This is a genomic window from Dokdonia ponticola (assembly GCF_042653865.1).
Taxonomy (GTDB): domain Bacteria; phylum Bacteroidota; class Bacteroidia; order Flavobacteriales; family Flavobacteriaceae; genus Dokdonia; species Dokdonia ponticola.
Genome location: NZ_JBHSFV010000010.1, coordinates 177,595 through 190,752, shown reverse-complemented (window position 1 = coordinate 190,752; position 13,158 = coordinate 177,595). Strand labels below are relative to the sequence as shown.

Genomic DNA, 13,158 nt, shown 5'->3' with positions numbered 1-13,158 from the left:
TATTATGATGCGAAATCTTTTTTCACTTTTGTTAATTCTGATTTGCTTGTTTCAGCGATCTCAGTTCCAGCTTTTTTGATAACATCATATTTTTCTGATACTGTTTCTAGGAATGAATTGATTTCTTCTTTGAAGCTATCTGAGGTATCTTTTCCTTTTTCTACAATTTTTTTACGGGTATTTGATCCTTTATCTGGTGCGATTAATACTCCTAAAATGGTTCCTACTGCGATTCCTGCTAATGCTCCTACTACTGAATTGTTCATGTTTTAAAATTTTTAATTGTTAATAATCTATTTAATTTTTCTTTTTCTAATCTAGAGAGTCTTATCACTTAAGAGCTTTACTAATACTGCAATTAATGCCATCAGTAATAAAATGTGTATTATTGGGCCTACATCGTAGACAAAAAATCCTAATGCCCATCCTGTTACTAGTATTACAGCTATTATGTGTAATAAACCTCTCATTTTTTTCTAATTTACTTTAGACTTTCTAAAGTGATTTGTGTTAATTCTTTATTTTCTTTTAATGTTTTAATGTATTGTTTTGCAGCTATTTCTATGTTATTTTCGTCTGTTTGTTTTCTTAATGTATCTAATACTAAAATCTGTGTTTCCAACTTATCTTTAATGTTTCCTAATATATCTGTAGTTACTATATTTTCTTCTTTAAAATACTTTAATACATCAGGTTGATACGTTGGTTCACTAGCGACAGATATCATGTTTTCACTTGCTAGATATTGTAAACTTTCAAATATTTTTTGTTGTTCTTGTTTTATGGAAGTTGCTACATTTTTAATTTGTTGATTTTCTTCTAACTTCTCTACTGCATCGCAAAGAGCAATTGTATTCAAATTTTGCTGTGCAGCTTTTACTATTAAAACTGCTTCTAATTTATCGTTTTGTATTTTTTCTTTTACGGTTGATTTTTCTTCTTTAATCTGATTGCATGAAAAAACTAATATGACCATCAGAAGTAGTGATGTTATTTTATTAATTGTAGTCTTTTTCATAGTTTCTCTTTTACAGTACAAAGATTGCCTGATTTGTAAGATTTGGCGTTACAAGATTTTTTCTAATCGTTATAAGATTTACAGTATACTAATTTGCTCTTATAACTTAAGGGTAATAAAATCCTTTCTTTTGTTGATACAAAGATGCGATTAAAGAGAGCCTCGCGTCTTACACGATTTTTGAAGTTTGTTATGTAATTACGATATAACGAGTAGGTATTATGTAAAAAGCCACATTCAAAGGCTTGAATGTGGCTTTTCATATTTTAAAGAGAGTGATTTATATTACAGGAAGGTAAATCACAAATGTAGCTCCCTCATTAGGTTTTCCTTTTGCAAAAATAAATCCTCTGTGATTATCTGTAATTTTTCTACAGATAGAAAGCCCTATTCCTGTACCAGAATATTCATCTTTATTATGAAGTCTGCTGAACAATGAAAAGATTTTATCAGCATATTCTTGCTCAAAACCAATTCCGTTATCTGAAATAACAATTTTATGATATTCGTTAAATGATCCTTTTGATAATTTTTTATCATCCTCAGAGCTCACCTGCTCATAAGTAACGGTAATCACAGGGTCAAGGTCTTTTTTGCTGTATTTTAATGAGTTTCCTATTAGATTTCCAAATAGCTGCTGTATCTGGAAAGGGATCACTTTCATGTTTGGTATTTTATCTACCGTAATGGTTGCATTTTTTGAAACAATAACTTCAGCTAGATCTTGCTGAGCATCTTCCAACAGCGTATTAATATTACTTTCTTTAAGTACCTCATCTGACTTATTTGTTCTTGAATATTGCAATAGGTCATCTATGAGTAATCGCATGCGCCCCGCAGCAACATGGATACGTTCTACGTATTTTTTACCTGATTCAGAAAGATTATCGTGTTCCTTATCTTCTAGCCTAGATAAAAATGTTTGGATTTTACGCAGGGGTTCTTGCAAATCGTGACTCGCTACATAATTAAAGGCTTGTAATTCTTTATTATTGAGTTCTAACTCCTTATTACGCTTTTCTAACGTGTTGTAATGATCTATTTCGTCTGTGATGTCTGTGGTTGTTCCTAAGAGTTGTGTATGGCCCTCTGAGTTTACAGTGCTTTTCCCGTAGGCTTTAAGGTAATGGATGGATCCATTTTTATGAATAACTCTATATACTATAAAGGGAAGATCTTTTTCTTCTTTCATTTTTTCGACTTGAGCAGAAAGTTTCTCTACATCTTCAGGATGAACAAATTGCATGAAGTTTTCTATGCTTTGATCAAAAGAGTTAGGCTCTTCTCCCAAGAGTCTGAAAAGATTATCAGAAAAGTGAAAGGTATCCTCTTCTACATTCCAACGCCAGCTTCCATGTTTATTTATAATTTCAGATTGTTTTGTCGCTTCTTTAAATACTTTTAACTGTTGATTGTATTTTTTAAGTTTATCTATATCGGAGTTTATTTTCGCGTAAGCGGCATACATCAAAACTAGTGTGAGTAGAATAAAGACATATAAAAATATAGGAGTAATCTTTGCTGTGCTTGTATATTTCTCATTGCGCTTTTTAAGTAAATCGCTTTCAAGGGTAATCATATAGTTGAGCTTACTTCTGATAGCATTCATATAGTCTTTTCCTTCTTGAAAGGCATCTTTAAATTGAGCTAGATCAGTTTGCTCTTTTATGGCATAATTACTGGCTATTTCTAGATTATCCAGTCTTTTATCTATAAGCGTGCTTAATTCTTTAAGATTTTCCTGTTGTTCTGGATTATCAATTGTCAAATATTTTAATTCTGCAAAACTGTTATTTACTTTGATCCGACCCTCGAAAAAAGGTTTTAGATAAGATGAATCTCGTGTAATAATGAAACCTCGTTGTCCAGTTTCTGCATCTTTTAGATAGGATAATATTTGCTCTAATTCTACATTGACTTTAAAGGCATGGATGACCAAGTCTGTAGATTTTGAGAGGTTTGTGATGTGTTTATAACCGAGTCCCGCGATAAAAATAATAGCAAATAGACTCACCACAAATACCACTTTAATAAACCAAGAAGATTTATATATTTTCCGAATCATCATAGTTTAATTAAAGTCTTAGTAAAAAATTATCTTTATTAAGGCCGTTAGTGTGGTATTGCCAATTAGTAGTCACAACGTTAGACAATGCTTTTTTTAACACTTTAAAACTACTAGGCTTCTTAATGTAAATATTAGCGCCTTTTACAAAGGTGTTTTCAATATCTTCTTCTGAGGCAGAAGTAGAATATATAGCGATGACAATATCTTTAAATCTTGGATTTTCTTTAATCTCCTTCAAGCACTCCATTCCTGATTTGCGGGGCATATTTAAATCTAAAAAAAGAATATTAGGTAAGATAGCATCTTCTTGATTTAAATAATCCATAAGATAAGCACCATCATTATAGGTACTCACTTTAGTAGTCATTTTTAACTCATCAAAAGCATCTGTAAAAAATAGTCTGTCGTCTTCATCATCATCTGCTAGAATAATATGTGTATAATCAGTTGCCATCCTTCTCGTATATTAAATTAGTTATTTTCTTCTCTTCGTTTTGCTATAATTCTTTGAAAAGCTGAGGGGGTAATACCAGTGGTATTTTTAAATTGTGTGCTCAAATGCGCCACACTTGAATAATTGAGTTGAAAAGCTATTTCTGTAAGGCTTTTATTCTCATTAATAATCAATTGTTTTGTGTATTCAATCTTTTGCAGAATGATAAAATTCTCAACAGAAGTATAAGTGACTTCCGAAAAAAGATTAGAGAGGTATCCATAACTATGCTCTAGTTTTTCTGACAAATACACAGAGCTTTTTACGTGTACCTCGGTATCTGAATTGTATACCATATCTATAATGGCATCTTTTATTTTTTGAACTAATATACGTTTGTGATCCTCTACAATCTCGATCCCATAAGGTGCTAAAGCAGCAACAAACTCTTCATATTTGTGATCAGGAACTTTCTCTAAAAAAGCAACTTCTCCAAAATTTAATATTTCATATTTTAAACCTAACGCATCTAAACAATCTTTTAAAACAGCGTTACACACTGCATTAAAATCAAATTTTATAAAAAGCTTCATTCTATTTACTATTGGTACGTAAAAATATGCTTAAAATTTTAAGTTCAAATACTCAACATTATATTAATTTACATTCTTATCGCTTTTTTCTAATCGCTTTCCATTTTTTTAATCGGCTTCTTGCCCTACTTTTTAGAAATTTATTTTCAGGTTCTCCTATCAAAAACCCAAACGCCTTATATTCTTCAGAATGGTCACATAGTATTTTTATTGTGGCCGTTATCGGAATAGCTACAACCATTCCAGCAACTCCCCATAACATGGCAAATACAATAAGAGAAAAAATTACTATAAAAGCGTTTACACTCACTTTTCCTCCAGTAACTTTTGGAGTTATAAAATTACCTTCTATAAATTGTATTACACTAAATAATGCCAATACCCCAAAAACATACCAATAACTATCTTTTGTCACTAATGCTACTAATGCTGGTAATAATGCACCGATAATCACACCTATATAAGGTATAACAAGTAATAACGCTGCAAAAAAACCAAAAAATATAGCATTATCAATACCTAGAAGTAATAATCCTGTTGTATTTAAAATCCCTACAATCAACATTACTTTAAGTAATCCAACCAAATAATTTTGCTGTATATGGTATATTTCTTTTATAACTGTATTTATATAAGATTTTGACTTTTTTGAAAATAGACGATAGGTAAAACTTCTAAGAAAACGTCTATAGTATAAGAAGAAAAACATATAAATAGGTATGAGAACAAAATCGCTAAAAATGGCTCCTGACTCAAAGATAAAAGTTGATATTTTATCAAAATTCCCTTTAAGAAGCTCGCTAAATCCTACATTTTTTTTCAATAAAGAATCACGACTACTCACATCTAAAGACCGCTCTACCACACTAAGTGCCTTTGTGTATATTTCTGTGATTTTCGAGATATATTCACTCCCATTATCCATAAACTCTCTAAGCTGTGTAACAATAAGAAATACAAGTATTACCGTAAATCCAAACATGATTACAATAGAGAAAATAGTAGCAAACAATCGATTACACCTCCATTTCTTCTCTAAAAATAATTGAACTGGAAAAATCATAATTCCAAATATCGCAGCTAGCAATAATGGCATGAGTAGAGTTTTTAGCACGTATAAAGCAAATACCACAGCTATAATCGCAATGATGTTAAAAGCAAAATTTGACGAGGTGTTTTTTGTAGTCATCTTATATGTAAATTGAAAGCGTGTATAGAATTGTATGGCAAAAATATGCTTAATTAACTTTTAAACGTTTATAGAATTCACTCCATTTATTATATGATTTATAGAAACATACGCACCTATTATTCTGCGTAATTATCAATAATATAACAATTACCAAAAATTATATAACACAAGGCTACTCCTATTAAATGATATTTGTAACGTCATTTGATGCAAATGACTTTCAATCATTTATTAATAATTTAAATCTAAACCATTATGACTCGCTGGGGTATCACTTGTTTTTGTATTTCAATAATTTCTGCAATCATTGGCTTTGGAAATTTAGATATATCAGCAACGTATACAAGTATGGCAAAATGCGTTCTATTATTATTTTCAACCCTCTTTTTTATTGCGATCATAAGAGGGCGTGTAAAAAGATAGGTGTCTTCTATTTTTACGCTTTCGCGAAAGCAAAAAAAAGCAAAAAAAAATCCCAAAACGCTACTAAAGGTCTTGGGATTAGTTTTATAGAATTCGCGCCTATGCGAGAAAGCATTAGCCTTTCATTGTAGCCGCCATATATTCGCGGTTCATACGTGCAATATTCTCTAATGAGATTCCTTTTGGGCATTCTACTTCACAAGCGCCAGTGTTTGTACAGTTACCAAATCCTTCTTCATCCATTTGCTTTACCATATTCATCACACGGTCTGTTGCTTCTATTTTTCCTTGAGGCAATAATGCAAACTGACTTACCTTTGCACTTACAAAGAGCATAGCGCTAGAGTTTTTACAGCTTGCTACACATGCACCACAACCTATACAAGTAGCAGCATCAAAGGCAGCATCAGCTTTTGCTTTTTCAATAGGAATTGCATTTGCATCCTGTGTATTACCTGAAGTGTTTACAGATATGAATCCCCCAGCATGCTGAATACGATCAAAAGCAGAGCGATCCACCATTAAGTCTTTTATCACTGGAAATCCTGCGGCACGAAATGGCTCAATAGTAATAGTATCACCATCTTTAAATTTACGCATGTGTAATTGACAGGTCGTTACCAAACGATCTGGACCATGGGCTTCTCCATTAATAAACATAGAGCAAGAACCACAAATTCCTTCACGACAATCATGATCAAAGACAACAGGCTCATCGCCTTTATTGATGAGTTCATTATTGAGCACATCCATCATTTCTAAGAAAGACATATCTCCATCAATCCCATCAATAGGGTATGTCACCATTTGTCCTTTAGCTTGTGCGTTTTTTTGACGCCAAATTTTTAATGTTAACTTCATAGTTAAAAGTTAAAGGTTAAAAGTTAATCGGAGTTTTGGCTTTCTTTAAATAGTTAATGTATCCATTTAATACTGCTAAACAACTATTAACCTGTTTTTTGTGTTTTAAATATACCTCTTCTGAGATGTAATTCTCATCCAAAGCAGTTATAAACTGATCTAACAGTTCATGTAATGATCCTCTTGATATTCTACAAAATTGGATATTTTCTTGATAATGAAAACGTCCATATCCTTCTGCTATATTGTGAGTCACAGAACGAGAGGCTCTACGCATTTGTGACACCAATCCATATTTTTCGTAGTCTGGAAAGGTATTGATAATATCTTTTACATCGTTTCTAAGAACTCGTGCTTTTTCCCAACACATCAAATCTTCAAAACTTTTGATAGTACCCATGTAACTTATCCCCGTTTAACGCTTAACAATTCACGTTTAACTACTTATAACTTCTTTGTTTTACTTCTATATTCTCATAATTAAGCTCCTCTTTATGCAATACAGCATCTTTAGGCGCTCCTTTATATTCCCAAGCAGAAACAAACGTAAAGTTTTCATCGTCACGCAATGCTTCTCCTTTTTGTGGGCCATCTAGCTCTACAGACTCTTCTCGGAAGTGACCTCCACAGGATTCATTTCGCGTAAGCGCATCCTTAGCAAAGAGTTCTCCTAGTTCAAGAAAATCTGCAACACGAAGTGCTTTTGCGAGCTCTTCATTAAATTCATTTTCAGTACCTGGTACGCGAACTTCTCTGTAAAACTCTTCGCGCAAGGCTGCAATCTCATCAATGGCACTTTGAAGGTCTGTAGCGTTACGAGACATTCCGCATTTGTTCCACATGATCTTTCCTAATCTTTTATGGAAATAATCAACAGGCTTTGTTCCATTGTTATTGACAAGGGCCGCTACTTGATCGCGTACGTTTTTCTCTGCTTCTTCAAACTCTGGAGAATCTGTAGAAATAGGTCCTGTACGAATGTCATTTGATAAGTAATCTCCAATCGTATACGGAAGTACAAAGTATCCATCTGCAAGTCCCTGCATCAAAGCAGAAGCTCCTAAACGGTTAGCCCCATGATCTGAGAAGTTAGCTTCTCCAATAGCGTATAATCCTTCTACGGTAGTCTGTAAATTATAATCTACCCAAAGTCCTCCCATGGTATAATGTACCGCAGGATAAATCATCATAGGTGTTTCATAAGGATCTTGATCTACAATTTTATTGTACATCTGAAAGAGGTTCCCGTATTTGGTTTTTACCACTTCCTGTCCTAATTTTTTTACGAGTGTAGCATCATTTGCATCTTGATGCGTCACGTATGCTTGCTCTTTCCCATAACGTTGAATAGCCGCAGCAAAGTCAAGGAATACAGCTTCTCCTGTTTTATTAACTCCAAAACCTGCATCACAACGCTCTTTGGCGGCTCTTGATGCTACATCACGTGGCACCAAGTTTCCAAAGGCTGGATAGCGACGTTCTAGATAGTAGTCTCTATCTTCTTCTGGGATAGCGGTTGGTTTTAATTTCCCTGCTCTAATAGCTTCTGCATCTTCTTTTTTGGCAGGCACCCAAATACGTCCATCATTACGAAGAGACTCAGACATCAGTGTTAATTTAGACTGGTGGTCTCCCGATACTGGAATACATGTTGGGTGAATTTGTGTATAACAAGGATTTGCAAAATAAGCACCTCTTTTGTGTGCTTTCCACGCTGCCGTCACATTTGATCCCATAGCGTTTGTAGAAAGGTAAAATACATTTCCGTACCCTCCAGTTCCTAACACAACGGCGTGAGCAGAATGGCGCTCAATCTCACCCGTTACTAGGTTACGCGTGATAATTCCTCTTGCTTTCCCATCTACTTTTACGATGTCTAGCATCTCGTGACGGTTATACATCTTTATTTTACCACGCCCTATCTGGCGGTTCATTGCAGAGTACGCTCCTAATAAGAGTTGCTGTCCTGTTTGTCCTTTTGCATAAAACGTTCGACTTACTAATACACCTCCAAAAGAACGGTTATCGAGTAGTCCTCCATAATCACGTGCAAAAGGCACTCCTTGTGCAACACATTGATCTATAATATTTGTAGATACCTCAGCAAGGCGGTATACATTTGCCTCACGGCTACGGTAATCTCCTCCTTTTACAGTATCGTAAAAAAGACGATAGGTAGAATCCCCATCACCTTGGTAGTTTTTTGCTGCGTTAATTCCTCCTTGCGCTGCAATAGAATGCGCACGACGCGGAGAGTCTTGGAAACAAAATGCTTTTACGTTATATCCTAATTCTGCAAGCGTTGCCGCTGCAGATCCTCCTGCAAGACCCGTTCCGACAACAATAACGTCTATAAGACGCTTATTGGCTGGGTTTACAAGATTAATATCATTTTTATGTTTTGTCCACTTATCAGCTAGTGGTCCTGAAGGTATTTTTGAATCTAATGCCATAGCTTTATTTTTTAGTGAGGGATTTGATTGAAATGCAGATATACTGCAATAATGATAAATCCAACAGGGATTGCAATTGACCACACCTTGGCAAATTTGGACAACCCAGCAGAATACTTATTATTAAATCCTACTGATTGGAATGTAGAGGCAAATCCGTGCCACAGGTGCAATGCTAGTAAGACAAAGGAAATCACATACAACCCTACACGCACAGGGCTTTCAAACTTGTGAACCGTCTCTGCATAATATCTCGTAGGGTCTTCTGGAGCAAATTCTACATACTTGTGTATCATTTCAGGAATCCAGAAATCATAAAAGTGTAATCCTAAAAAGGCAAGAATCACTAACCCTGAAATAATCATATTACGGGACATCCAACTTGCATTGGCACTTCCTTTATAGCTTACATACTTCACGGGACGTGCTTTACGGTTTTGAAGTTCTAGTACAAATCCCATAACAAAGTGAAAAACAACCCCAAAAATTAATACGGGTTGTAAAGCAAATTGCACAAGACCATTAGTTCCCATAAAATGGGACCAGGAGTTAAATAAGTCTGGTGCAAGTACAGAAGTACTATTTATGACAAAATGTTGTGTAAGAAAAACAACGAGAAAAAGGCCTGAAAGCGCCATAGCCACTTTTCTACCTATCGAAGATTTTAATAATCCGCTCATTAAAAAGTTGATTTAAATAATTCACACAAATGTACGGCGCAAACGTTATTTTAACAACTATACAGGGCATGGAATCATACTATTTAGAATGATTATAAGAAGCGCAGAGACTCTGTTTGATATATTCACCAAAACATTGGCAAACAAAAAGAGTAACATTAAACACTTTCAATATTTATGAATGTTTTTTAAGATATTTTTATGGGTTACAAACCTCCTACTAATCGATTCCATAGATGTATGAAATAAAATCGCTAATCATAAAATATAAATTAAACCCGCATTATGCATTAGAACTTCGTAATGAGGTTTAAAGAAGCAATAAAATATGGCGTTTTCTGAGTTTTAGCATAGCATCGCTATGGTTAAACTTAAAAAGGTAGTGTAACGGTATATTTTGAAGCTTATTTAAGTTGTAATAGATTTTCTAATGCATAATGCGGGTTAAAAGTAAGCGAAATATTCCTTTTAGCTATTTGCTTGCAAAAGCACAAAAAAAGCAGCTAAGAACCCTTAACTGCTTTTTGAAATCATAGAAATATCGAAGTCTTATTTCACCTCTAACTTGGTGGTCGCTGCTGTAGCGTTTCCGCCACCACCGTCAAGTTCGATAGTGTACGATCCTTTGGCTAAGTAATATTTGCCGTTACTCGCCTTTGAAATATTGAGTTCGGTATTGGCTTTTTCTAGTGCTTTCTTCCCCTTTTCGGTGATTGACATATCATAATCTACGACATTGATTCCTGTTTGGGGATTTAATGGAATACGCTGTAACTCTTTTCCATTTGCATCTTTAACCACCATCGAAAACTTACCTGCATAGTTTGTAAAGTAAGAAACCGCTAGTGAAGGCTCAAAAGCATCTCTCCACGGACTAAAACTATTCCCCCATCTCCTAGAACTACGTAAGGAAGCTACATCAAAAATCTGTACATTTTTAGAGGGATCCATCTGCTGAATCGTTGTGATATCAGTTCTGTAAATACTTCTTCCATGCGTTCCTAGTAAGAGATGATTTTCTCTTTTCTGAATTTTTATATCATGTACTGCTACAGCTGGCAACCCTTTCGCGAAAGCGTGATAACTACGCCCACTATCAATACTCACATAAGCGCCATTGTCTGTCCCGACATAGATAATATTTTCTTTTTTAGGGTCTTCTACGATTACATTGACTGGAGACATTGGGATATTTCCAGAAATATTCTTCCAGGTTTGTCCATAATTATCAGACACGTACACGTAGGTTGTAAAATCATCCCAACGATACCCATTTAAGGTAAGATATACACGTTCTTTTTTATGCGCTGAAGCCACAACACGAGAGACCCACAAATCTTTTGGAAGACCGGCACTAATATCTGTCCAGCTGCCACCGCCATCTTTTGTGACAAATACTTTACCATCATCACTTCCCGTATAGATCAATCCAAATTGAAAAGGAGATTCGCTCACAGTGGCGAGCGTACCATAGGCAACATTTCCATCTTTCCCACCGTTGGTAAGATCACCACTTATAGCAGTCCAATCATCCCCTTGATTCATAGAGCGCATTAGTTTATTACCGCCCAAATAAAGGATATCCTGATTGTGTGGACTCAATAAAATAGGGGTTTGCCAATTAAATCTATACGGAGTTTCTCCTAGTTCGTGCTTGATATTAAAACGCTTAAATTCTTCGGTCTCACGGTTGATTCTAAAGTAACTTCCAAATTGAAATCCTGTGTACACCACATTGGCATCACGATTATCTACTTGTACTTGCATCCCATCACCACCCATGATACTTACCCACGGGTATTGACCGCTTTGATGCCATCTCTTATTTTCTTGCGCTGTATTTGGACCTACCCATACGCCATTATCTTGTAGTCCACCATATACATTATACGGCTCTTCATTATCTACTTGAATGTAATAAAATTGCCCTACAGAAGGTGAATTTGCTTTGATCCAATTCTCGCCATCATCATAGGTAATATTCACTCCTCCATCGTTTCCGTTAATAAGGTGTTTTTCATTTTTAGGGTTGATCCAAAGGGCGTGGTGATCTGAATGTACATTGTCTCCGTCTATACTCTTAAACGTTTTCCCGCCATCTTTTGAAGCTACAATCGGCACTCCATAAATATAAATATCTTGATCATCTTGTGGGTTGACATGAATCTCTCCAAAATAGTATCCATAACTACTATAAATACCATCTAGATACCCTTCATGTGTTTTTTTCCATGTTTTTCCGGCATCATCAGATCGGTATACCTCGGCGCCTACCACAGGGGTGTCAAATAACTGTGTATTGGCTGTTTCCAGATACTTAGCAAGATCAACAGGCTGTGCGGCTCCGCTGCGCACCATATCTTTTACCGTATTTGCTTGGTATTTTTTATCAAAGTTATTGGTCTTTAAAAAGGCATTTAACTTCGTATCATCTAGCGCTAGAAATGCCTCTTTACTCATGGTTTTAAAATCGTCTTTTGACAAGCCGGCAGCAGCATTACTGTTTTTCCCCTCTGCCTTTCGGCGAAATTGACTATCGTGCACCGCATAGACGGTATTTGCATCATATACTGCAAAGCCGATACGCCCCACACCATCTCCTGAAGGAAATCCGTCGAGTTTCTGCCAGGTTGTACCCCCATCGGTACTTTTATAAGCACCTGATCCTATGCCTGCACCTTCAAAATTCCATGCTTTACGGTCTTTATCCCAAGCCGATGCATACATCAGGTTAAAATTGGCAGGGTCATGATCTATGTCGATGATCCCACTCTCACTATTTACATACAGTGTTTTTGTCCACGTCTTTCCGCCGTCGGTTGTTTTATAAACGCCGCGCTCATCATTATTAGAATATAAATGACCTGTTACACCTATAACTACCTCATCTGGATTGGATGGGTTGATTAAGATACGTCCGATGTGATGCGAGTCTGTAAGCCCCATATGTTGCCATGTTGCTCCTTTATCGGTTGATTTTAAGATTCCGATACCTGCATAACTAGAACGTGAGGCGTTGTTTTCTCCCGTTCCTACCCAAATGGTCCCACTTTTCCAATCGACAGCAATGTCACCTACATTTTGCGTATCACTTGTATCAAGTATCGGTTCAAACGTAGTCCCATTGTTATTAGTATACCAAACGCCACCACTCGCATAGCCTACGTAAAACTCTGAAGGCATGTCAGGATTAACCGCAAGATCTACCACACGACCACTCATAATGGTGGGTCCTATGTTTTCAAAAGGAAGGTTCTTAACAAGTGAATTCTGTTGTGCCGTACGTTTTTGAGAGATGGATTGTTGGACATCTTCGGCTGAAGTTGCAGGTTGTTGAGGGTACGCTTTCGCGAAAGCGAACACAGTAACACCCAAACATAGGAAAGTGCTTAATTTCATAGTATTGCCCGTATGGACGGAGATATTTTGGTTAATTA

Annotated in this window: 12 protein-coding genes; all 12 read right to left on the bottom strand. The window is 35.6% G+C overall.

Going from position 1 to position 13,158, the window contains the following annotated elements; genetic code table 11:
• Nucleotides 1-2 precede the first annotated feature (2 nt).
• Complete coding sequence (locus ACFO3O_RS16065) at nt 3-266, bottom strand: YtxH domain-containing protein (RefSeq protein ID WP_379980638.1); 264 nt, start codon at nt 264-266, stop codon at nt 3-5.
• Between the two features lie 51 nt (nt 267-317).
• Nucleotides 318-470, bottom strand: coding sequence for a lmo0937 family membrane protein (locus tag ACFO3O_RS16060; protein WP_379980636.1), 153 nt, complete (start codon nt 468-470; stop codon nt 318-320).
• An 11-nt stretch (nt 471-481) separates the two neighbouring features.
• Nucleotides 482-1,018: a hypothetical protein gene (locus ACFO3O_RS16055; RefSeq protein WP_379980634.1), complete on the bottom strand. Its 537-nt coding sequence runs from the start codon at nt 1,016-1,018 to the stop codon at nt 482-484.
• Nucleotides 1,019-1,298: 280 nt separating this feature from the next.
• Nucleotides 1,299-3,086: a CHASE3 domain-containing protein gene (locus ACFO3O_RS16050; protein ID WP_379980632.1), complete on the bottom strand. Its 1,788-nt coding sequence runs from the start codon at nt 3,084-3,086 to the stop codon at nt 1,299-1,301.
• Nucleotides 3,087-3,093: 7 nt separating this feature from the next.
• On the bottom strand, nt 3,094-3,540 hold the full coding sequence (locus ACFO3O_RS16045) for a response regulator (protein WP_379980630.1): 447 nt from the start codon (nt 3,538-3,540) through the stop codon (nt 3,094-3,096).
• 17 nt (nt 3,541-3,557) lie between these two features.
• Complete coding sequence (locus ACFO3O_RS16040; protein WP_379980628.1) at nt 3,558-4,112, bottom strand: helix-turn-helix domain-containing protein; 555 nt, start codon at nt 4,110-4,112, stop codon at nt 3,558-3,560.
• Nucleotides 4,113-4,188: 76 nt separating this feature from the next.
• Nucleotides 4,189-5,301 carry an AI-2E family transporter gene (locus tag ACFO3O_RS16035; RefSeq protein WP_379980626.1) on the bottom strand — a complete coding sequence of 371 codons (1,113 nt, stop codon included), beginning with the start codon at nt 5,299-5,301 and terminating at the stop codon, nt 4,189-4,191.
• Between the two features lie 540 nt (nt 5,302-5,841).
• Nucleotides 5,842-6,588 (bottom strand): succinate dehydrogenase/fumarate reductase iron-sulfur subunit, encoded by a 747-nt coding sequence (locus tag ACFO3O_RS16030; protein ID WP_379980624.1) that lies wholly within the window; start codon nt 6,586-6,588, stop codon nt 5,842-5,844.
• Between the two features lie 16 nt (nt 6,589-6,604).
• The gene (locus ACFO3O_RS16025; protein WP_379980622.1) at nt 6,605-6,988 is read right to left on the bottom strand and encodes a four helix bundle protein; all 384 of its coding nucleotides are present in this window, start codon (nt 6,986-6,988) and stop codon (nt 6,605-6,607) included.
• Nucleotides 6,989-7,028: 40 nt separating this feature from the next.
• Nucleotides 7,029-9,041, bottom strand: a complete 2,013-nt coding sequence (locus tag ACFO3O_RS16020) for a fumarate reductase/succinate dehydrogenase flavoprotein subunit (RefSeq protein WP_379980620.1) — start codon at nt 9,039-9,041, stop codon at nt 7,029-7,031.
• An 11-nt stretch (nt 9,042-9,052) separates the two neighbouring features.
• Entirely contained in the window at nt 9,053-9,721 is a 669-nt protein-coding gene (locus tag ACFO3O_RS16015; RefSeq protein WP_379980618.1) for a succinate dehydrogenase cytochrome b subunit, read from the bottom strand.
• 549 nt (nt 9,722-10,270) lie between these two features.
• A complete protein-coding gene (locus ACFO3O_RS16010) occupies nt 10,271-13,120 on the bottom strand; it encodes a VPS10 domain-containing protein (RefSeq protein ID WP_379980616.1) in 2,850 nt (949 codons plus the stop codon).
• Nucleotides 13,121-13,158 lie beyond the last annotated feature (38 nt).